Raw genomic sequence first — 22,399 nt, forward strand, 5'->3', positions numbered from 1 at the left:
TACTAAAACATATTATTTAAATTTTTTATATAAGTTATTTTAATTATTTATCTCTAAATATTCTCCATTTAATATCTTTTTCATAGTTCTCATGGAACACATTTTTCCGCACATTGTACAACTCTCTTCATCATGAGGCTTAGAACTTTCTCTATATTCTCTAGCTTTACTACTGTCTATTGCTAAATTAAACATTTTTTCCCAATCAATATCAGCTCTTGCCATACTCATTTTCTTATCCCACTCTTTTGCGCCTTTTACATTTTTAGATATATCTCCTGCGTGTGCTGCTATTTTACAAGCTATAATGCCTTCTTTCATATCATTTAAATCTGGAAGTCTTAAATGTTCAGCTGGAGTTACATAACATAAGAAATCAGCTCCAGAACTTGCTGCAATAGCTCCTCCTATTGATGATGTTATGTGGTCATATCCTGGAGCAATATCAGTAACTAATGGTCCTAAAACATAAAATGGTGCTCCATGACATAACTTTTTTTCTAATAACATATTGGACTTAATTTCATTTATCGCCATATGTCCAGGTCCTTCAATTATAACTTGTACATTTTTGTCCCATGCTCTTTTTGTAAGTTCACCTAATGTTATAAGTTCTTTTATTTGAGATGCATCTGTTGCATCACTAATTGAACCTGGTCTTAATGCATCTCCTAAAGAAAGAGTCATATCATACTTTGCACATATTTCTAAAAGCCTATCATAATATTCAAAAAATGGATTTTCACAATTATTAAGTTCCATCCAAGCAAATAAAAGAGAACCTCCCCTAGATGCTATATTTGTAAGTCTTTTATTTCTCTTTACAGTTTCTACTGCCTCCCTATTTAATCCCGCATGAACTGTTATGAAATCAACTCCATCTTGTCCATGTCTTTCAACAACTTCAAAAAATTCATCAACTATAATATCCTTTAAATCTTTATCATGAAACCCTAAGGCATCATACATAGGAACAGTTCCAACCATTGCACTTGACATTTCTATTATTCTTTTTCTCATTTCTTCTGTTTTCCCATAATTCGATAAATCCATTATAGATTCGGCTCCCATATCTAAAGCTACTCTTACCTTTTCTAATTCCTTTTCATAATCATAACAATCTTTAGATATTCCAAGATTAACATTTATTTTTGTTCTTAATCCTTCCCCTATCCCTTCTGCGTTTAACGATTTATGATTTTTGTTAGCAGGGATTGCAATTACTCCCTTTGCAAGTTTTCTTCTTATTTCCTCAGAAGTCATACCCTCTTTTAAAGCTACTGTCTCCATTTCTTTTGTTATAATTCCCTTTTTAGCTGCATCCATTTGAGTTGTATAATCCATAAAAAATCCTCCATTAAAAACTATAAATTTTTTCTTATATTTAATTATTTGCTATATTCATCTATAATAGATTGAAAATTTTTAAAGTCTTCATAAATATTTTGACTCTCCATAAAAGCACTCATAATAGCTACACCATCAACTTTTTCCTCTAAAACTTCATTTATATTTTTAGAGGTTATTCCCCCTAGTGCTATAACTTTTATACTTGTCTTTTCCTTTATCTCTCTTAAAAAAACTACACCTTTGCCTTTTAATCCTTCTTTACATTTAGTCTCATATATATTTGAAGCTAAAATATAATCTGCTCCTAGCTTTTCTACTAAAATTGCTTCATCCAAAGAATGAACAGAAACACCTAATACAAAAGAATCATTCAAATTTTGTTTTTTGTATTTTAAAAAATCATTAAATGAGAGGTGAAGCCCATAAGCTTTAACACGCCTTGCCAAGGAAATATCTGAATTTATTATTATTTTTGTATCATCCTCAATTATATTTTTTATATTTACATAAATATCTTCTAATTCATTTGAAGATAAGTCCTTTTCCCTTAAAATTATTCTTTTTAATCCTAAGGTAGATAAAGTTTTTATAACTTCGTAATATTTTTCAGCGTCTACTAAATGTCTATTTGTTATCAAATAAAGCATTTTATATTCTCTCCCAATCTTTAAATATAGCTTGATATCCTAACGATTTTATAACATTCTTCATTTCTTTAGCACTCCTTGTATCATTTATTACAAATTGTTCTTCTCCAACATCCTCTATAGCATGTCCACCTACATTTGTTGATACCCCAGCACTTATTTTATTAGCACCAAGCGGAATTAAATTTTCTCTAAACACTGGTCTCTCTCTTGTAGATATATTAATTGAAGCTGTAGGATTAAATATTTTAAAAGCCAAAAGCATTTGAACAAAATTTTTATCATTTACCTTATTTATATCATCAAATTCTCCTTCATGAGGTCTTATCCTTGGAAGTGCATAAGCAATATTTACTTCTCTGTATTTTTTAGCAATATATTCTCCATGAAGAGCTGTAAAGAATGCGTCCACTCTAAAATCACTAAGACCTAAAAGCGCTCCAAGACCAATATCTCTCATTCCAGATTTTGCTCCTCTCTCTGGTGCATCTAATCTAAATATATAATCTTTCTTAGGACCACTTATGTGAACTTTATCATAAATTTCTTCATTGTAAGTTTCTTGATATATAGTAAGCCCATCAACTCCAGCATCTACTAAAATCTTATACTCATTTTCAGTCAAAGCATAAACTTCTATCCCAATAGATGGAAACATTGGTTTTAACACTCTAACACACTCTGCTATATATGATACTGGTGTTTTAGTTTTACTCTCCCCTGTTAATATTAAAAGATGTTTAAAACCTTGTTTACTTATAGCTTCCCCTTCCAATTTAACTTCTTCTAATGTAAGCTTTTTCCTATGAATTTTATTAACTACATTATATCCACAATAAGCGCAATGATTTTCACAGTAATTTGCAAGATATAAAGGAGTGTATAAATTTACTACTTTTCCAAAGTACTGAATTGATAATTCATTAGCCCTTTGAGCCATCTCTTCTAAACATTCCATAGCTTTAGGTGATAAAAGATTTAATAAATCTTCACTGTCTAATCTTTCTTTATGTATGCTTTTTTTCACATCTTGTATAGTAGTATTCCTAAAATAGTTGTTAAAATCAAAATCTTTATATTTTTCTATAACTTTATAAAAACTCATATTCTCCATCCCCTATCTTAAAAACCCAGTAAGTGGTGATGATGCATTAGCTCTTCTTGAAATCTCACCAAATTTTGCAAGATATCCAAGCCTTCCACCCTCAACAGCCAATTTAAATGCTCTAGCCATTACTTTAGGGTCCTTTGATGAAGCTATAGCAGTGTTTACAAGGCAAGCTGAAGCTCCAAGTTCCATTGCTTCCATTGCATGAGATGGTCTCCCTATTCCAGCATCTACCACTATCGGCACATCGATTTCTTCTATCATCATTCTTATAAGTTCCTTAGTTTTTAATCCCTTATTGCTTCCTATTGGTGATGCTAAAGGCATAATAGCAGCAGCACCCGCTTCCTTCATAGCATGTCCAAAATATATATCAGGGCTCATATAAGGAAGTACTACAAAACCCTCATTAGCCAATGCCTCGGTTGCCTTTAAAGTTTCCAAATTATTTGGCATAAGATATTTATTGTCAGAGATAACCTCTATTTTAATCCAATTCCCACACCCCATAGCTCTTGCAAGTCTTGCAAGTCGTATAGCTTCACTAGCATTTCTCGCTCCTGATGTATTTGGAAGAAGTATAGTATCCTTCGGAATATATTCTAGTGGATTTTCTTCCTTATTATCAAAATCAATACGTCTTACAGCTAAAGTTATGACTTTAGAACCACTTTCTTTTAAAACCTCTGGAATTAACTCATTTGAACTATATTTACCTGTCCCTACAAATAATCTTGAACTTAATTTAATTCCTCCAATTATTAAATCATCCATGTATTTTTCCTCCTAATTTTCACTTTATAACTTTAAATAATTAAATAGTTTTGCACAAAATTCTAACAGCTTCGTTTGCCATATGATTCGCTACAATTCCTACTCTAGGCGCCATAAGCCCTGAGCCCATCTTAGCTTCATTTATAAAATCACCGCAAACAAAAAATTTTTCATTTATCTTTCTCGTTCTTATAATATTAGAATCAAAATATCCAGCCATACCAGATCCCATTATTAAGTATTTATCTGGCATTTTTGTTAAAACAACATTAGCTAAAATAGCCTTACTTTCAGCTTTATCAAAAGCTTCAATTATTATATCTCTATCTTTAAACAAATATTCAATATTGTCTTTATCTATAAATGCATTGTTAGTTTTAACATTTATAAATGGATTTATTTTAAGTAAAATCTCCTTCAAAGCATCTACTTTAAATTTTCCAATATCTTTTACAAAATACTGTTGTCTATTTAAATTAGATGGCTCTACTATATCAAAATCACATATCACAATATCCCCAATCCCAACTCTAGCTAAAGATATTGCTATATTAGAGCCAAGACCTCCACATCCAACTATTGCTACTTTTGCTTTTTTTAATCTTTCAAAAACACCCGGAGTATGTCTTGCCATCATAAGAAATTCAAGTTCATCTTCTTTAGGTATCTCACCTTTTTTTATCAAAGTAACTTTATCATTCTCATTCAATTTAATATTGCTATTAATAGGAAATCCATTTAAAATAACGACATCTGCATCATTTTTATATTTTTTTTTAACATCGGAAATATAGGCATTTTTATTAATATTAATCTTTAATTCGTTTAGGTATATATTTATCTTAACCACCTCCCACAAAACTTAAAACTTCTAAAGAATCATTTTCCTTAACAATAAAACTATCATATTCCTCCTTATGTATTATGTTTAAATTAACTTCTACAACAACTCTTTCTTCATTAACATTTAATTTTTTTAATATTTCAGAAATAGTTGAATTTTCTGTAAATTCATACTTTTTTCCGTTTATTATCATTACTATACACTCCTAAAAATTATTTAATATTTTTATATATTTATAAATTATTTAGAAAATAAAAAGACTTGCTTAAATAGCAAGTCTTAAAAATCTATAACTTTATTTGTAATTGTATTATATCTTCACAAACAAAAATCGCTAAATTTACTTGCTTTCCTACGCTGGTATTAACCATATCAGGTTCATAGGGTTGGATTTTCCTCTCAGCCAATTATTTGGCACCCCTAGCAACAATTTATTATATTAACTTTACCTTTATTATATACCTATATTTTTTTATTGTAAATAGCAAATTATACATCTATAAGATTTATTCCAACTTCATCTAAATATCTATTTAAATTTCCCTCTATTTCTGTTACTATTATTTCAGCAGTTATAGTAACTTTCCCCTCTATAAAATGCCCTCCATAACATATACAATCTTGTCCACTAAAATTTATATGTAAATGCATATATGGTTCATTATCTTTTGTTGTAATATTTCCTGTAAGACTTGTTATCTCATAATTATCATTAAATATTGTTTCATTATATTTTTTGCTTTCTATATCATAAATCCCTATCTTTGTATCAGTTACTGCGCCTATTCCATTTACCATAGCTGCTTTTATATTGTTTTCTTTAGCAAATTTTTTTAAACTTTCCACTATGTTTTCATCTTTCTCAAGTCTAACAACATAAATATTTTCTCTCTTTGTATACTTCATTTTACAACCTCCATTAAAAAATAATATCTTTATTTTATTATACTAAAAAATACAAAAGTAATATTAATAGTAGATAAATTTATTATCTACTATTAACTCATGCTCTACACTTAAATGTTATCTTTAAAGCATTTTACACTTCTATCTAAAATATCATTTAAGAAAGCTAAAATTATTCCATAATTAGTTATAGGAACATTCTCTCCTTTACAGTAATTTATTCGATTCACTACAGTTTTTCTATTTATCATACAAGCACCACAATGAATTATTAAATCATATTCTTTTATGTTATCTGGAAAATCATGTCCTACTCTGTATTCAAAATTTAATTTTTGTCCTACATATTTAGTTAAAAGTTTAGGAATTTTCACTCTTCCTATATCTTCATGAGACACATTGTGAGTACAACTCTCTAATATTAAAATCTTTGATCCCTCTTTTAAATTTTTTACAGCATTAGCTCCTTTTATAAAATCACTAATCTCTCCCTTATGCCTTGCAAAAAGAATTGAAAAACTAGTTAAAGGTGTATCTTCTGAAACTATTTTGGAAACTTTTTTAAAAGCTTGAGAATCTGTTACCACTAAATCAACATTTTTTAAATCTTTTAAAGCACTTTCAAGTTCAGTATCTCGAACTACATAACTCTTTATTCCATGATCTAAACAATCTCTTATACACTGAACTTGCGGAAGAATTATCCTTCCTTTTGGAGCTTCTGAATCTACTGGTACAACCAAAACAACTGTTCCATTATAACGAACTAAATCTCCAAGTATTGGTCCATCTTCCTCTTCTTTTTGTAAACTTTTTATAAGAGCATCTTTAACTTTTGCCACTCCTATATCTTTTAAAACTGATATAAAAATACCATTTTTAAATTCATTTTTTAATTTACTTAAAACTTCTTCTGATACTTGATCTATTTTATTTACTATAATCAAATAAGGTATATTATATTTCTTAAAGTTTATCTTAGCTTTTTCAAGTTCATCTCTATCAACATTATTTGCATCCATAACATAAAGAGCTATATCAGTTCTTTTTAATACATCTAAAGTTTTTTTAATCCTCAAATCTCCAAGTTCGCTTTTATCATCAATACCTGCTGTATCTATAAATACTACAGGCCCCACTGGAATGAGTTCCATAGCTTTTAAAACTGGATCTGTCGTAGTTCCTGCAATATCTGATACTAAAGATACTTCTTGGTTTAATATCTTATTTATTAATGAGGATTTTCCAGTATTAGTTTTTCCATACACTGTTATATGTTTTCTATTAGCATTTGGTGTACTGTTCATAAAACTCCTCCTTAAATGTAATAATCCCTTCCACCTTCTTTAAGTTTTTCTAAACTTTCCATTATAAATTCTTTAACTTTTTCTGATTTTAATTTTTCAGTTCTTTCTTTGATTACTTTTTCTGCTTTTTTACAAGTTTCTGCATCACCATAATCTAACACATATTCCATAAGAGTAAGCATTGCATTTGGTTCACACATATTTTGTATTTCACCACTTTTTGCAAGCTTCATAAACTTCTCACCAGTTCTACCCATTCTATAACAAGCAGTACAATAGCTTGGAATATATCCATCATCTAAAAGACTATTCAAAACCTCTAATGGTGTCCTTTCATCTGAAGTTTTAAATTGAGCCTCTCCACTACCTTTTTCTTCTCTTTCTTTATATCCACCAACACCAGTACTTGAACCTGAACTTACTTGGGTTACACCAAATTTTAATGCATCCCTTCTCATCTCTGGTGTTTCTCTTGTTGACATTATTATTCCTGTAAATGGTACAGCTATTCTTATTACTGCAACTAATTTTTTAAACATCTCATCATCAACTATATTCGGGAATTTTTCTAAATTTATTCCACCTGATGGTCTAAGTCTTGGAACTGATATTGTGTGGAATCCTACACCAAATTTCTTTTCCATTTCTTCATTATGAATCATAAGTCCTAAAACTTCAAATTTAGGATCTGCAAGTCCAAATAAAACTCCAGCTCCTACATCATCTATTCCACCCTCCATTGCTCTATGCAATGCTGTTAAATGATAATTATAATCTCCTTTTAAACAATTTGGATGCATCTTTTCATAAGTTGGTTTATGATATGATTCTTGGAATAATATATAAGTCCCAATATTTGCCTCCTTTAATTTCTTATAATTTTCAACAGTTGTTGCTGCTATATTTACATTAACCCTTCTTATAGTTCCATTTTCATTTTGAGTATTATATATAGTTTTTAAACTATCAATTACATATTCAATTGGTGCATGAACTGGATCTTCTCCAACTTCTAAAGCTAATCTTTTATGCCCCATTTTTTCTAAAAGTTTTACTTCTTCTGCAATTTCTTCTTGAGTTAATCTTCTTCTCTTAAAATCATGACACTTATGATATCCACAATACACACAATTATTCACACAATAATCACTTATATATAAAGGAGCAAAAACAACAACCCTATTTCCATATATAGATTCTTTTATTTCCCCTGCAACTTCAAATATCCTTTTTAGTAGTTCCTTATCTTCAACCTGTATAAGTGCTGCAACATCCTCGTGGCTTACCCCTTGTTTATTCTTTGCTTTTTCTAAAATTTGTATTATATCTTCTTTGGTTGCCTTTTTCCCATCTTCTAAAAGTTTATATATATATTCATGATTTATAAAATTTTCCATTTTACATTCTCCTAACGTTTTATTAAAACTTAAAATAAATTCTATTTACTTTCTTTTTCCCAAAGAATACTGTCTCCTCTAGATATATCAATCTGAAAGCCTATATTATTCATTCTTCTCTCTATACACATTCTACACTCCGCAGCTTCATCTCCTGTACATATCTTTCCATCATAAAGAGAATATTTTTCACGCACATCAGTTGGTGATAAATTAGGCATAACAACATTTGCACCTGCTTTTATTCCTTTTTCTCTACCAGTTGGGTCTATAGTCCCTAATGATGTTGTTGCCGGAAGCAATGTGTCTGGAAGAAGAAGTCTTAAAATAGCAATCATTATAATTGTTTTTTCTAATGTTCCACCTTCCTCATTATTTAAAGGAGTATCTTTATGAGGTATAAAAGGTCCTATACCACACATATGAGGTTTTAATTGTTTTGTATAAATCAAATCATCTACCAAACTATTATTATCTTGTTCAGGAAGCCCTATCATAAACCCAGAGCCTATTTGATATCCTATCTCTCTTAAATCTTCTAAACATTTTCTTCTATTTTCAAAACTAGCGTTTGGATGAAGCTTTTCATAAAGAGTTTTGTTTGCTGTTTCATGTCTCAAAAGATATCTATCAGCACCTGCTTTAAACATTTTTTTATAGCTTTCATAAGATCTTTCGCCTATTGATAAGGTAATCGCGTTATTAGGAAGTATAGATTTTATCTTCGTTATAATTTCAACCATAATCTCATCTGTAAAGAAAGGATCCTCTCCCCCTTGTAAAACAACTGTTTTATATCCTAATTTATCTCCTAAAACAGCACAATTTACTATCTGCTCTACAGTTAATCTATACCTATCTGCATCCTTATTACTTTTCCTTATACCACAATACTTACAATCTCTTACACAGTAGTTTGTAAACTCTATAAGCCCTCTCATATAAACCTTATCTTTATATGTTTTCATTCTAACTTCATTAGCTTTTTCAGTTAAATAATTTATTGAATCCTTATCTATATTATCTAAAAGATATAAAAGTTCTTCTCTAGTTGCAATATTCTCTTTATACAACTTATCAATAATATTTATTGTATTCATTCCCATCTCCTTAAATTTCTTTTTTACCTATAGCAGTTTTTATACTTACTCCTTGAATTTTTCCTAACTTTCCTGTAAGACTATTTATTTCATCCAACTTACCTGTAAGTATTATAGATATAACTGTTATATCCTCTCTTATTGGTATTCCCATTCTCCCTTTAATTTTGCCTCTAAAATTAATAAGGATATCATTAAACTCTTCCTGACTCTTTATAGGATCTTCTAAAATAGCACTTATAACAGCTATTTTTTCCATAAAAACTCCTCCTCTAAAAAACAATAAACCTAGCTTTCTCAAACAGAAAACTAGGTTTATATTTATTCACATAGGCTAAACATAATTTATAACCTTCATTAGCATTAATAAACTTTATAAATAATTATGTGTTAGTCTTCCAGATTAGCATTTCTTTTCTGTTAGACAATAAACTTTAACTGCTATTACATTAAAATAAGAACATCTCATTATAATGAAAATAATAATTTAAATTAACTTACACTTTTATATTAAATTTTTAAAAACATATTGTCAATACTTATATTAATATATTCTTTTAATATTTACTTATTATTTTTGCTTTTAGAACTTTAAATTCACTTTCGTCTATAACATTTAAATCAAAAAGATTTTTAATATTTAGAAGTTCTTCCTTTAATAATTCAGAATTTAATTTAGTTTGTGGTTCAATTATTTCTCTTTCTTTTTCCACTTCACTCTTTTTCATTCTTTTTTCTTCTGTTAGTTCGTGTTTTTCTATATCTTCTACAAACAAAGGTTTAATATCTTTCTTATCTTCAATTGTAAATGCCCTTACATTTCTCCTATTTGCAATTATTCTATCATTATTCTTTCTTCTACATAAAATTCCAAGTCCAGCACCATCTTTACATAGTTCACATGCAAAAATATTTCTTTCAATAAATCTTTCTTTAGTTAATAAAATATCTTTATCTATTATAGTATTTATTTCTTTTGCTGATAAAGAACCTGTACTAACTCTTATGCTCTGAACTCTAATTAAAGTATCTATAAATTTTTTAACCATTATTCCGTTTTTTATTGATAATTTTTTATTGTTTGAAAACTCATCCATAATACTTTTTAGTAGCTCATCTGTACCTTTGCTAAGCACAAATCCTTTTTCTTTTAAAGAATATCTTGCAACCCCTATAAGCTGTTCTAAATTATACGGTGAAAAATTCAACCAAAGTGGAAATCTTCCACTAAAATCAGAGTTACCTGCATAAAGACATCTTAGTTTATCTCCATCTCCACTCAATGCCACTATAACCTTTGTTTTATTTTCATCTATAAACTTTAATAATGCATCTAAAATATATTCATTATTATCCTCTTCCATTAAAAGATTAAAGTCATTTATATATAAGACTCTTCCTAAAGATTCTCCTAAAATATCTTTTAATTTATTTCCGTCTTTTAGCATAAGTAATATATCTCTTGCAGCCAATTCCATTAAATTCTTTGATTTAACCATACCTAAGTTATAATACATCTCACTTAATATTTTTAACGCTGTTTTTTTACCGGTTCCATCTTCCCCTATAAATACCATATTCATAAGCCTATTAACTTCTGTTCTCATCCCTAGACGTTGTCTCTTTTTATTAACCCTTGTTAGATTATATTGATTTCTTATAAATTGTTTTGAATTCTCAGCAATAATAACTTCATTTAGCTTTTGTTCTAAATCATAAGTATTTATATGTTCTGCCTCATTTATTTTTTCAATATCTCTTGTTGTTATAAGATTCATCTCATACACACTTATATCATTTTCAGCAATTCTTATACTTTGATTTCTTATAAGATTTTCAACATAATTTCGAACCATTCTACCATTTCCAGATTGTGCATCTGAGTTTTCATAAACATCTATCAAACTATTTTTTAAAGAAATATATGCATTTTTTGATAATTTAAATCCATTTTTCTCTATAAGTTTTATAGCCATTTGTAAAAGTTCATCAGGATTATAGTCTTGGAATGTCGTCCAAAGTGGAAATCTTGACCTTAATCCTATATTTACATCAAAGAAATTTTCCATTTCTTTTTCATATCCAGCTAAAATAACTATAACCTCATTTGAATAATCTTCAATAAGTTTTAATAAAACCTCTATCGCATCTCTACCTAATTTATCATTAGCTAAAGTATAAGCTTCATCTATAAATAATATTCCGCCAATTGCTTCTTTAAATTTATCCTCTGTTTTTTTTGCAGTTTCTTCTGTAGTATTTGCAACAAAGCCTGATCTGTCTGTTTCTATAAGTTGACCTATTTTTAAAAGTCCCATACTATTTAACATTTCAGCTACAAGCCTTGCCACACTTGTTTTTCCAGTTCCAGGATTTCCAGCAAAAACCATGTTTAAATTTTGCTCAAGTTTTGTTTCAACACCAGCTGCTTTTCTCTTTTCATGCGCCGCTATAAGTTTATATTGATTTCTTATAAGAGTTTTAACTTCATCTAATCCTATTATACTTTTTAATTTTTCTTCTAAATTAAATTTTGCATTTACTTTAAAATTGAAATTATCTTTTTCTAAAAGGTCAATTTGCTTTTTATTATCAGTTAAATATTTTTTAGAAGCATCCATTATAGCATTTTCTACAACATTTCTTACAAATCTAGCATTTCCTAAATCACTTTTACCTATCAATTGATTTTTTGTAAACAAATCTATTAATCCTTCTTTAGCAGATTTGTCTATTCTATATCCTTTTGACTTTGCTATATTTACAGCTATTTCATACATTTCCACAGGATTATAATCCTCAAAAGCAATAGTATTTGGGAATCTTGATTTTAACCCTTGGTTAATAGATAAGAAATTTTCCATATCTCTTTCATAACCAGCTAAAATAACTATTAAATCATTTTTATTATCTTCAATCCCTTTAAGTAATGCCTCTATTATCTCTTTTCCTATTTTATCATCTTCACTCTCACACAAAGAATATGCCTCATCAATAAATAATACTCCTCCTAAGGCAGAATTTACAACTTCCATAGTCTTCTTAGCTGTATCATTTAAATTTTCAGTTACAAAATCAGCCTTACTAGCTTCTATAAATATTCCAGTTGACAATATTCCAAGAGCATTTAAATATTCATAAGTTATTCTTGCAGCATTAGTTTTTCCAACCCCTGCATTACCTTCAAATATCATATTTAAAGATATATTTGAATTTTTAAGACCAAGTCTTTTCCTTATTCTTTGCACTTTAAAATTATTATCTATACTATTTATAAATTCTTTTAAATTTGACATTCCTATTATAGAGTTTAATTTATATTTAACCTCTTCTAATGTTGGCATTGAATAATTGTTTAAATCATATACCTCTTTATCTGTTTTACATAAAATAGTATTGTTTTCTACATATATTAATGCTCTTTCTTCAATCCCTATATGTTCATTTATCATTAAATTTTTAATTGGATCATATAATCTTGACTTAACATAATCTGATATTCCAAAATTATCATTTTTCACATAAGTTTCTTGAAGATAATGGCACATACCATATTGTTTTTCTAAATTATCATTTTCATTTATGTCATATATAACATCTAATTTTAAATCATTTTTTATTTTCTCTATTGTTTTTAATACTTCTCTATGAACTACACTTCTTCTTTCATTCTCATCCAAAGATTTAGTATAAAAAATTGCATCTACCATCTTAGAATAATCTTTAGGAAAATATTTATTTAAATCTATTTTCTTTTCATCTGATACAAAAACCAAAAATTTGTTATTACATGTAATCTCTTTTATGTTTTCATAACTTTTTTCACTAGATTCGACTAATATTTGATTTTTTATTACATAATTATCCTTTAACTTTATACAACTATTTGGTGATATTTTAGACAATGTTTTTAAAATATCTTTTGTTGCATTTTCTATATTTCTAAAAATTAAACATTCTGAATCACTTTTTAATTTTTCATAAATATCAGTTAAAAAAGCATTATATCCATAATTAAAGTTATATGAGCCTAAATCAATTTGTTCTACTACTCCTACTTTAATTAAATTTTTTTCTTTTAATTTTTCAAAAAGACATTTTATGCTTAATTTTTTACCTGTATCTTTTTCTCCATTAATAAAAATTATTCCTCTTTGGTCACTTTCAATTTTTTTTTGAAAATATGTACAAAGTTTTTCTATAAATTTATCTTGACCTATTAATCTATTATTTAAACTCTTTTTTATATCTATAAATTTTTCATTTGTATTAATCAATTAAGAAACACCTCTTTTCTTATTTATTAGTATGTTTAATTATATCAAATAATATTATTTATATTTATTATAATATTATTAATATTATCTAGCAATAAAAATTATTATTTAATAATAATTAAACAATAAAAAAAGAGGAATAAGAAAATTCTTATCCCACTTTTTATTTTATGAATTACTTTTAAACTATGCCTTGAGCTAACATCGCATCTGCAACTTTCAAAAATCCTGCAATATTTGCTCCAACTACAAGATTTCCTTCATATCCATATTCTTTTGCAGCATTTTTCGCATTATAATATATATTAACCATAAGTTCCTTAAGTTTCTTATCAACTTCTTCAAATGTCCAAGAAAGTCTTTGGCTATTTTGGCTCATCTCTAATGCAGATGTTAAAACTCCACCTGCATTTGCAGCCTTTGCTGGTGCAAATAAAACATTATTATCTAATAACACCTTTTGTGCCTCTAAAGTTAATGGCATATTAGCTCCTTCTCCAAGTGCAAAAACTCCATTTGACACTAAAAGTTTAGCTGATTTAGCATCAACTTCATTTTGAGTCGCACAAGGAAGGGCTATATCACATTTTATGCTCCATATACCTTTGCAACCCTCTGTATATACTGCATCTTTTTTATAATTTAAATACTCTTTTATTCTGCCTCTTTTAACTTCCTTAATTTCCTTTACTACATCTAGATTTATTCCATCTTTATCATAAATATATCCAGATGAATCTGAAAGTGCTACAACTTTTCCGCCCAATGCTTGAACCTTTTCAGTAGCATATATTGCAACATTTCCTGATCCTGATATTACAACAGTCTTATCTTTAAAGTCTTTCCCATTATCTCTTAGCATTTCATCAACTAAATAAACAAGTCCATAACCTGTAGCTTCAGTTCTTGCTAAACTACCACCATAGCTTAGTCCTTTACCAGTTAAAACTCCATCAAAAGAATCTCTTATTCTTTTATATTGACCATACATATAACCAATTTCACGACCACCAACTCCAATATCTCCAGCTGGAACATCCACATTTTCTCCTATATGTCTATAAAGCTCTGTCATAAAACTTTGACAAAATCTCATTATTTCTCTATCTGATTTTCCTTTAGGATCAAAATTTGATCCTCCTTTTCCACCTCCTATTGGAAGTGAAGTTAAAGAATTTTTAAATATTTGTTCAAATCCTAAAAATTTTATAATACTTAAATTTACTGAAGGATGAAATCTTAAACCACCTTTATAAGGTCCAATAGCACTATTAAATTGAACTCTATATCCTCTATTAACTCTAACATTTCCATTATCATCAATCCAAGGAACTCTAAACATAATAACCCTTTCAGGTTCTACCAATCTTTCTAAAACTCCTTCTTCTATATATCTTTTATCTTTTTCTAAAACTGGTACAATAGATGTTAAAACTTCTGTTGCAGCATCTAGGAATTCTTTTTCACCTTTATTATTTTGTTCTAAACTACATAATAGATTTTCTACATAAACTTTTGCGTCCATTTGAAAACTCCCCCTTCAACATATAAATTTTTAACTTTATACATATTATACTATATTTTTTTCAATGATAGAAGTATTTTTTAATAATTTAATATTTTTATCTATTATTTATTATTCATTTAACATTTATGCTATTTTGTTATTGTTATTTTTACAATAATTGTATATTAATATGAATAATATACTTAATATCACTATACTTCCTAAGAATATAAAATTTAATTTGGTATGAAAAAAATTCTTTTTTAAATCAGCGTTTTCATTTTGCGTATTTAAAATATTCTCATCATCATATGATTTTATGATACAATTTATATCTCCATTAGATGAACTTATTTCTATTTTATTTAATTCAATTTTGTTTTTCATATAACTTAAATCAAAGTATTTTATATTTTCTTTATTCAAATTTTTCACAATTTGCTTTAAATATTCTATGTCTAAAATTGAATTGTAAGATACCGTACCTACACTTCCCCTTACCTTTGATAATTTTTTTATATTATATTCTATATTTTGAAGCCAATTCTTATTATTACTATCAATCTTTCCCACATTATTCGTTATTATATTGTAACTATTTTGAAAATCAGTTATTATAAAGGGATATTTAAAAACATTATTTAATTCACCACTATACATAAACGTATTAAAACTATTTTTTAACTTTTCAAAATCTTTTTCACTAGTTATTTCTATCCCTAATGGATAAATATTATTTTTTACACACTCTATAATAAATTTTTCTAATATATTTTTTTCATCATTTTCATTTGCTAAATAATCTTTATGTATAAAATTATTTTTTATTACTACGCTACCACCTTTATCAATCATATATCTTATGGTAGAAAAAAATTCTTTAACATTATAATAAATTATATCATTTTCATTAATACTTAAATTTTTTATATCTAGTATTTCATCTAACACTATTATAAAAGGTACTCCTTCACTATGTAAATAATCTGCTATTTCCTTTAACTTAGTGCTATCTGATAACGTATTAACATTTGTTATCTTTAAAAACATTCTTAAATATTCGTCATTTTCTTTCTCAAAAAATAAATTAAATGCTTCTGTTAGAGTCAAAAAAGATTCAAATTCATTTGGAATTATAACCATATTCCATACATTATTCATCTTCCACACTGTACCGTGTTCTTCATTAACATTATCTTTTAGTATTTGTGATACTCCAGACCCTACCCAAAATATATCTCCGCTAAAGTTTTCTAAATCAAGTATTAATTCTGAATTTGATATATTATTAACATTAGAAATAATTATAACCTTATCATAATTAAATAACTCTCCATAATTATATTCAACATCTTTTATACATCTTTCTTTTGCCCCATATACTCCTAATACATTTTTTATTGCTTCAGTAACAATATAATTTTCTGCACTATTTTCAATTATAAGTACATCTGTATAATCAGTTGCCACAACCATTTCCCCTTTAGGAAAATATAGCAAAACAAATATTATCCCTAAAAATTTCAAAAGCATACTTTGTTTCATTTATTGGTATCTCCATAATACTAATCTATATTATATTCATAAATCATATTTTAATTATCCTTAATATTAAAAACAATAAAATTTAATAATTTCTAAATATTTTAACAATATCTCATATCCCTTTTATACTTGATTTTTGACTGAATAAATTATACCATAAAACTTTTATTTTAGAAATATTTTGTATTAATATGTGATTATTTTCTAGCTTTTTCTATTTTTACATTTTTTCCTTTTATTTTAACTGTGTTATTCTTTAATACTATATTTCCTTTTCCATTTAAAATATCGACATATGATATATTATCTAAAATATCTATAATTCCTATATCTTCTCCAGTTAATCCATTTAAATTACTAAAACACCCTAAAATATCTAAAGCCCTTATTTTTTTCTTTTTACCTGCATTTATATGAATTTTTATTATATCCTTATGAATTTCTTTTTTTGCTACCTTTACTTTTGAATTTTTTAATATTTCACTTTGATCTTTTTTGAATATTTTTTTCCCGTCTAATATCTCCTCTTTACTTGGATAAAAAATCTCTTTTATATCTTTTTTAGTATATTCTTTAATTGATTGTAAAAATCTTTTTTCATATTCAGCCACAAAAGATATAGCTACTCCTTCTTTACCATTTCTCCCCGTTCTACCTATTCTATGAACATAACTTTCATTTTCCATAGGAACTTCATAATTTATTACAAGACTTAAATCATGTATATGAATCCCTCTAGACGCTACATCAGTAGCTACTAAAACCTTAAATTCCTTATTTTTAAATTTTTCCATAACAGATAATCTATCTCTTTGTTCCATACCACCGTGAATACTCTTAGCTAAAATATTTTCATATTTTAATTCCTTTAAAACCTCATTAACCCTGTCTTTGGTATTACAAAAAACTATAGATTGATTCGGATGTTTTGCATATAAAAATTGCCATAAGGCTCTTTTCTTTTCTTTTACATCTAAAGCTATATAATTTTCTTGTATTTTTTTTTCTAAATCTAAAGTCTTTACCTCAATAAATTTAGGTTTTTTCATATAAACTTTGCAAAGATATTCTATTTTTTCTGGAAGTGTTGCTGAAAAAAGCCCTACCGTTGCATTTTTATTTACTTTTTTTAATATATCTTCTATTTGCTCTATGAATCCCATACTAAGCATCTTGTCAGCTTCATCTAATATCACAAACTCTACACTACTAAGATCTAATGTTTTTTTCTCTAAATGATCTATAATTCTCCCTGGTGTTCCTGCCACCATATGAGTTCTTTGTTTTAATTTTTTTATTTGCCCTTCCATTGATTGTTTCCCAAAAATGGCTTCACATCTAACTTTTTTAATTCTTCCTATGTTAGATAAATCCTCTTTTATTTGAAGAACCAATTCTCTTGTAGGAGCTAATATTATTGCTTGAACCTTATTGTTCTCCACATCTATACTTTGACATAAAGGAAGACCAAAACTTGCAGTTTTTCCACTACCTGTTTTAGATTTAACTATAACATCTTGTTTATCTAAAAGATTCGGTATAACTTCTTTTTGAACACTTGAAGGCTTTTCATAACCTAAATTTTCTATTGCCTTTAGTATATTTATATCCAGTTTAAAATCTCTAAATTTATTTTCCATATTATCTCCTTAAATTTTAATTTTTCTCTTAGTTACCGTATAACTATATAATATTTTATACTATTAATCCAGTTTTTAAATCATATAGTTTACACAAATAATTTTGAATAAATTTACATTTTGTTCATTATCCCTCTTTATCAGTTAACTATTTAATGATAAAATATTAAAGGGTTTAAATACTCAAGATTTAAAATTAGTAAATTATTTTTGATAGGGGCGATTTTTTTGAAACAAGAAACAAATATTGATTGGAATAATCTTGGATTTAACTACATAAAAACTGATTTTCGTTATATTTCCACTTGGAAAAATGGGGCTTGGGACGAAGGTCATCTTACAGAAGATAATATGCTCTCAATAAGCGAAGCATCAACTGCACTTCACTATGGACAACAATGCTTCGAGGGATTAAAAGCATATAGAACTAAGGATGGTTCTATTCAGTTATTTAGACCAAATGAAAATTCAAAAAGAATAAACAATTCTCTAAAAAAACTTTTAATGCCTGAAATTCCCGAGGAAAAGTTCATCAATGCATGCATTGATGTTGTTAAAGCTAATGAACGTTTTGTACCTCCATATGGAACTGGAGCTACTCTTTATCTTAGACCATTTGTAATTGGAGTTGGTCATAATATAGGTGTAAAACCAGCACCTGAATACTTATTTGGAATATTTTGTGTACCAGTTGGAGCTTATTTTAAAGAAGGGTTAAAACCTGTAAACTTTATGATTTCTGATTATGATAGAGCTGCCCCTCGTGGAACTGGCTCTGCAAAGGTTGGTGGAAATTATGCAGCTAGTATGCAAGCTCATGAAATAGCTTTAAAAAGAGGATTTGCAGATTGTATATATCTAGACCCTGCAACTAATACAAAAATAGAGGAAGTAGGAGCTGCAAACTTTTTTGGTATAACTAAAAATGATGAATTCATCACCCCTCTTTCACCATCTATTCTACCTAGTATAACAAAATATTCGTTAATGCATATAGCTAAGGAATATCTTGGTTTAAAGGTATCTGAAGGTGATGTATATATAGATAATCTAGATATCTTTAAAGAAGCAGGGGCTTGTGGAACAGCAGCTGTTATAACTCCAATTGGTGGAATCGAATATAAAAACACACTTCATGTATTTTATAGTGAAACAGAAGTTGGTCCTATAACCAAAAAACTTTATGATACTTTGGTTGGAATACAATTTGGAGATGTCAAAGCTCCTGAAGGATGGATTTATAAAATTAAATAATTTTATCATAGGGATAGAAGGATAATATCTTTTATCCCTTATTTTTTACCTTTTATTATTAAATTTTCGTTAATTCTTTTAATATAGTTTTTTTATATCCTTTATTTTGTATATTTTCTTTTTTATTATTAGACCTATATAATATTTTTTTATATAATTATAATTAAAAATATTAAATTACTTAGTAATGAAGGTGACAATATGGAAAGTAAAAAAGAGATTATTAAATCATTAATCAAACTTGTTTTACCTAGTGTTTTAATAAACTCAATTCTTCCTTTGGTTCTTTATCATTTTTTTATGATTTATTTTTCAAGTTTAAATTCACTCATAATAGCAATTACAGCTCCTATTTTTTACAATATCTATGAAGTTTTAAAAGAAAAAAAAGTAGATGCGTTTGGAATACTTATGTTAGCTAGTTTTGCTATGGAAATTGGATGCGTATTTTTAGGTGGAAGTGAGAAATTTTTATTGCTTAAAGAATCTTTTGTAACGTATATTTTAGGCTTTACTTTTTTAATTACTCTACTTTTAAAAAACCTCTTGTATATTATTTTATACTTAAATTTGAACCTGATAAAGAAACATTTAATGAAAATACAATTGAGCAACTTTGGCAAACAAACTATTTTAGATTTTCTATAAAATTTATAAATTTAGTTTGGGGATTAGCCATGTTAACTGACGCAACACTAAAAACTATTCTTGTTTTTTACACATCAGTTTCTGTATTTTTAGTTGTTTCAAATCTTGTAACATATGTAGTTATAGGTCTTACTATTCTTTGGACTATACATTATAGAAATAAAATTAGACATACTATAAAAAATTCTATAATAAATGATTGTTTTTCTTTAAAACATATTTAATTTTATACATAAATAAAGGGACTAAAAAGATAAAATTCTTTTTAGTTCCTTTGTTATCTAAGAAAACTTTAAATATTTTTCTACTATTTGTTGTGCTTCTTCATCTTTAAAAGCTTTAGCATAAACTGCTTCTATTTTATCTGATATGACCTTTGCCAAGCCCAAATATCTTGTTCCTAATTTTACTTTTTCTTTATATCTTTTAATTATTTGATTTAATTCCTTACTATACTTTTCATCAGTCCCTGCTTTTACACATTCTTTATAAACATCTATAACTTCATCATCCTCTTTATCAGGAAAATATTCATGTGGAGATGTGCTATCAAATATAGCTAAATTTAAATTTCTACAAATAACCATATCTAAGCTATTAGGATCAAAACCACAATGATATACTTCTATATTGTACCCTTTCTCTATTAATTTGTTTGCTATCTTTTTAAGTATTGTTGATTTACCTGTCCCAGGTCTTCCCTTTAAAAAATATCTTTTTAATCCATCTGTTAAATTTATTATATAATCTTTAGAACCTACAGGTGTTGCGGCTCCTAAATACCTATCATAAATAACCCCTAAGCTTTCATTTATTTTCTTCTTAGGCACTATTTTATCTATTATTTCATTTGAAAGATTATTAGCTCTTTTAAAATCCATATTACTTATATAAAATGTTTCCCATATATCATGTATTTCTAGTGCTTTTTCATATTCTTTTGTTGCTTTTTTTATATTTTCGCTAAACGATTTTTTTAAAGCATTTAAATTTAAGTTATTTATTTTTAGTATGTTCTTATTTTCAGCCTCTGTTAAATCTATTTCTATTAAATCAACCTCACTATTTACAGGCTTTTTCCCATGAATAGGTGTTAAATCTACGATAGCAAATTTTAATTCATTTATTATGATACCTTCTATTTTATTTATATCTATTGAACTATTTATTACATCCACTTTATAAAGTTTGCTATAGTTATTAGAAATTTTTTTTAATAATTGAGTCTTAAAAGAACTTGTCCCTCCTTTTAAACCATAGATAGTATTTAAACCTTGGAATATTGATTGATAAAAATCCACACTTCCCTTAGCTGTATTTCCCATTCCATAGTAATTTATTAAATTCCCCATAAAGCTCACATCCTAAGATTTATAACTTCTCCCTATTAATTTACTCTAAATACCTATAAATGTTTCCTTTTATTTATACACTTCTACTTTCAGTTTCAATGTAATAAATTATTAATGTTGGGCAATAATTTATTATTATACTATTTTTTAAGACATTTTTTGAATTTTAAAAATATATATATTATTTTGAGGTATCTTATATGAAAGTTTTTAAAAATTTAAATATAACAAAAAATGATTACAAAACTTTAATACTATCCATAGTTATATCTGTAACTATTTTATACATTTTTTCCTCTAATTTTAAATTGTATAAAGTATACGGAACTTCTATGGAAAACACTATTCATTCAGACGATGTTTTATTGGTATCATTAAATTCTTATAATAATAAAACCCCAAGTTATAGTGATATTGTAAACATAAAATACGTTGATAATAATGAAGAAAAATTTATAGTTAAAAGAATTATAGGCGTTCCTGGAGATATTCTAGAAATTATTAATAATCAAATTTTTTTAAATGGCACATTACTGGAAGAACCTTATATTAAAAACTTATCTAGTTCGTATTTTAACTTAAAAGTAATTATCCCCGAAAACAAATATTTTGTTTTAGGGGATAATAGAGATGTTAGTTGTGATTCTCGATATTTCGGACTTATTGACAAGACATCTATTGAGGGTAAAGTATTATTAAAATTTTGTATTTTAAACAAAATAATTAATACATTGCAGTGACTG

Annotated in this window: 20 protein-coding genes and 1 riboswitch; of the genes, 4 read left to right on the top strand and 16 right to left on the bottom strand. The window is 27.1% G+C overall.

The features are described from left to right. Nucleotides 1-39 precede the first annotated feature (39 nt). The 15 genes from thiC to HH195_RS05725 form a co-directional block, all read right to left on the bottom strand. Nucleotides 40-1,344: a phosphomethylpyrimidine synthase ThiC gene (thiC, locus tag HH195_RS05655; RefSeq protein WP_196370118.1), complete on the bottom strand. Its 1,305-nt coding sequence runs from the start codon at nt 1,342-1,344 to the stop codon at nt 40-42. A gap of 44 nt (nt 1,345-1,388) precedes the next feature. Continuing rightward, a complete protein-coding gene (locus tag HH195_RS05660; protein ID WP_196370120.1) occupies nt 1,389-1,997 on the bottom strand; it encodes a thiamine phosphate synthase in 609 nt (202 codons plus the stop codon). A gap of 1 nt (nt 1,998) precedes the next feature. Continuing rightward, nucleotides 1,999-3,102: a 2-iminoacetate synthase ThiH gene (gene thiH, locus HH195_RS05665; protein ID WP_196370122.1), complete on the bottom strand. Its 1,104-nt coding sequence runs from the start codon at nt 3,100-3,102 to the stop codon at nt 1,999-2,001. Between the two features lie 12 nt (nt 3,103-3,114). Continuing rightward, the gene (locus HH195_RS05670) at nt 3,115-3,879 is read right to left on the bottom strand and encodes a thiazole synthase (RefSeq protein WP_196370123.1); all 765 of its coding nucleotides are present in this window, start codon (nt 3,877-3,879) and stop codon (nt 3,115-3,117) included. Nucleotides 3,880-3,919: 40 nt separating this feature from the next. Continuing rightward, nucleotides 3,920-4,720 (bottom strand): sulfur carrier protein ThiS adenylyltransferase ThiF, encoded by an 801-nt coding sequence (thiF, locus tag HH195_RS05675; protein ID WP_371811686.1) that lies wholly within the window; start codon nt 4,718-4,720, stop codon nt 3,920-3,922. 1 nt (nt 4,721) lies between these two features. Next, a complete protein-coding gene (gene thiS / locus HH195_RS05680; protein WP_070101116.1) occupies nt 4,722-4,916 on the bottom strand; it encodes a sulfur carrier protein ThiS in 195 nt (64 codons plus the stop codon). Between the two features lie 139 nt (nt 4,917-5,055). Then, nucleotides 5,056-5,155: riboswitch (TPP riboswitch) on the bottom strand. 57 nt (nt 5,156-5,212) lie between these two features. Then, on the bottom strand, nt 5,213-5,629 hold the full coding sequence (locus HH195_RS05685; RefSeq protein WP_055256961.1) for a PPC domain-containing DNA-binding protein: 417 nt from the start codon (nt 5,627-5,629) through the stop codon (nt 5,213-5,215). Between the two features lie 110 nt (nt 5,630-5,739). After that, nucleotides 5,740-6,936, bottom strand: coding sequence for a [FeFe] hydrogenase H-cluster maturation GTPase HydF (gene hydF / locus HH195_RS05690; protein ID WP_196370125.1), 1,197 nt, complete (start codon nt 6,934-6,936; stop codon nt 5,740-5,742). A gap of 11 nt (nt 6,937-6,947) precedes the next feature. Beyond that, nucleotides 6,948-8,333 carry a [FeFe] hydrogenase H-cluster radical SAM maturase HydG gene (gene hydG, locus HH195_RS05695; protein WP_196370126.1) on the bottom strand — a complete coding sequence of 462 codons (1,386 nt, stop codon included), beginning with the start codon at nt 8,331-8,333 and terminating at the stop codon, nt 6,948-6,950. Between the two features lie 41 nt (nt 8,334-8,374). Beyond that, on the bottom strand, nt 8,375-9,433 hold the full coding sequence (gene hydE, locus HH195_RS05700; RefSeq protein WP_196370127.1) for a [FeFe] hydrogenase H-cluster radical SAM maturase HydE: 1,059 nt from the start codon (nt 9,431-9,433) through the stop codon (nt 8,375-8,377). Nucleotides 9,434-9,443: 10 nt separating this feature from the next. Further along, entirely contained in the window at nt 9,444-9,692 is a 249-nt protein-coding gene (locus HH195_RS05705; RefSeq protein ID WP_055256965.1) for a TM1266 family iron-only hydrogenase system putative regulator, read from the bottom strand. A 298-nt stretch (nt 9,693-9,990) separates the two neighbouring features. Further along, complete coding sequence (locus HH195_RS05710; protein ID WP_196371906.1) at nt 9,991-13,707, bottom strand: AAA family ATPase; 3,717 nt, start codon at nt 13,705-13,707, stop codon at nt 9,991-9,993. A gap of 184 nt (nt 13,708-13,891) precedes the next feature. Next, nucleotides 13,892-15,235 (bottom strand): NADP-specific glutamate dehydrogenase, encoded by a 1,344-nt coding sequence (gene gdhA, locus HH195_RS05715; protein ID WP_196370128.1) that lies wholly within the window; start codon nt 15,233-15,235, stop codon nt 13,892-13,894. Nucleotides 15,236-15,361: 126 nt separating this feature from the next. Beyond that, nucleotides 15,362-16,762, bottom strand: coding sequence for a DUF2334 domain-containing protein (locus HH195_RS05720; RefSeq protein WP_196370129.1), 1,401 nt, complete (start codon nt 16,760-16,762; stop codon nt 15,362-15,364). Nucleotides 16,763-16,959: 197 nt separating this feature from the next. Further along, entirely contained in the window at nt 16,960-18,402 is a 1,443-nt protein-coding gene (locus HH195_RS05725) for a DEAD/DEAH box helicase (protein ID WP_196370130.1), read from the bottom strand. Nucleotides 18,403-18,630: 228 nt separating this feature from the next. Here HH195_RS05725 and HH195_RS05730 point away from each other — a divergent pair, with 228 nt between their 5' ends. The 3 genes from HH195_RS05730 to HH195_RS05740 all read left to right on the top strand — a co-directional run bounded on the left by HH195_RS05730 (nt 18,631) and on the right by HH195_RS05740 (nt 20,528). Then, nucleotides 18,631-19,656, top strand: coding sequence for a branched-chain amino acid aminotransferase (locus HH195_RS05730; RefSeq protein WP_196370131.1), 1,026 nt, complete (start codon nt 18,631-18,633; stop codon nt 19,654-19,656). Between the two features lie 201 nt (nt 19,657-19,857). Beyond that, nucleotides 19,858-20,304 (top strand): VC0807 family protein, encoded by a 447-nt coding sequence (locus tag HH195_RS05735; RefSeq protein WP_196370132.1) that lies wholly within the window; start codon nt 19,858-19,860, stop codon nt 20,302-20,304. A 29-nt stretch (nt 20,305-20,333) separates the two neighbouring features. Continuing rightward, nucleotides 20,334-20,528, top strand: a complete 195-nt coding sequence (locus tag HH195_RS05740) for a hypothetical protein (protein WP_195924953.1) — start codon at nt 20,334-20,336, stop codon at nt 20,526-20,528. A gap of 57 nt (nt 20,529-20,585) precedes the next feature. Here the strand turns inward: HH195_RS05740 and HH195_RS05745 are convergent, their stop codons facing one another. Beyond that, on the bottom strand, nt 20,586-21,656 hold the full coding sequence (locus HH195_RS05745; protein ID WP_196370133.1) for a hypothetical protein: 1,071 nt from the start codon (nt 21,654-21,656) through the stop codon (nt 20,586-20,588). Nucleotides 21,657-21,856: 200 nt separating this feature from the next. On the opposite strand from HH195_RS05745, the gene lepB reads away from it, so the two are divergent. Continuing rightward, a complete protein-coding gene (gene lepB / locus HH195_RS05750) occupies nt 21,857-22,396 on the top strand; it encodes a signal peptidase I (RefSeq protein WP_196370135.1) in 540 nt (179 codons plus the stop codon). The last annotated feature ends 3 nt before the right edge of the window (nt 22,397-22,399 follow it).

The sequence above is a fragment of the Candidatus Sarcina troglodytae genome (assembly GCF_015708635.1).
Taxonomy (GTDB): Bacteria; Bacillota; Clostridia; order Clostridiales; family Clostridiaceae; genus Sarcina; species Sarcina ventriculi.

Bases quoted from the DNA above. Each gene is read 5' to 3' on its own strand.
- thiC (WP_196370118.1), bottom strand. From the start codon at position 1,344: ATGGATTATACAACTCAAATGGATGCAGCTAAAAAGGGAATTATAACA.
- HH195_RS05660 (WP_196370120.1), bottom strand. From the start codon at position 1,997: ATGCTTTATTTGATAACAAATAGACATTTAGTAGACGCTGAAAAATAT.
- thiH (WP_196370122.1), bottom strand. From the start codon at position 3,102: ATGAGTTTTTATAAAGTTATAGAAAAATATAAAGATTTTGATTTTAAC.
- HH195_RS05670 (WP_196370123.1), bottom strand. From the start codon at position 3,879: ATGGATGATTTAATAATTGGAGGAATTAAATTAAGTTCAAGATTATTT.
- thiS (WP_070101116.1), bottom strand. From the start codon at position 4,916: ATGATAATAAACGGAAAAAAGTATGAATTTACAGAAAATTCAACTATT.
- HH195_RS05685 (WP_055256961.1), bottom strand. From the start codon at position 5,629: ATGAAGTATACAAAGAGAGAAAATATTTATGTTGTTAGACTTGAGAAA.
- hydF (WP_196370125.1), bottom strand. From the start codon at position 6,936: ATGAACAGTACACCAAATGCTAATAGAAAACATATAACAGTGTATGGA.
- hydG (WP_196370126.1), bottom strand. From the start codon at position 8,333: ATGGAAAATTTTATAAATCATGAATATATATATAAACTTTTAGAAGAT.
- hydE (WP_196370127.1), bottom strand. From the start codon at position 9,433: ATGAATACAATAAATATTATTGATAAGTTGTATAAAGAGAATATTGCA.
- HH195_RS05705 (WP_055256965.1), bottom strand. From the start codon at position 9,692: ATGGAAAAAATAGCTGTTATAAGTGCTATTTTAGAAGATCCTATAAAG.
- gdhA (WP_196370128.1), bottom strand. From the start codon at position 15,235: ATGGACGCAAAAGTTTATGTAGAAAATCTATTATGTAGTTTAGAACAA.
- HH195_RS05720 (WP_196370129.1), bottom strand. From the start codon at position 16,762: ATGAAACAAAGTATGCTTTTGAAATTTTTAGGGATAATATTTGTTTTG.
- HH195_RS05725 (WP_196370130.1), bottom strand. From the start codon at position 18,402: ATGGAAAATAAATTTAGAGATTTTAAACTGGATATAAATATACTAAAG.
- HH195_RS05735 (WP_196370132.1), top strand. From the start codon at position 19,858: ATGGAAAGTAAAAAAGAGATTATTAAATCATTAATCAAACTTGTTTTA.
- HH195_RS05740 (WP_195924953.1), top strand. From the start codon at position 20,334: ATGTTAACTGACGCAACACTAAAAACTATTCTTGTTTTTTACACATCA.
- HH195_RS05745 (WP_196370133.1), bottom strand. From the start codon at position 21,656: ATGGGGAATTTAATAAATTACTATGGAATGGGAAATACAGCTAAGGGA.
- lepB (WP_196370135.1), top strand. From the start codon at position 21,857: ATGAAAGTTTTTAAAAATTTAAATATAACAAAAAATGATTACAAAACT.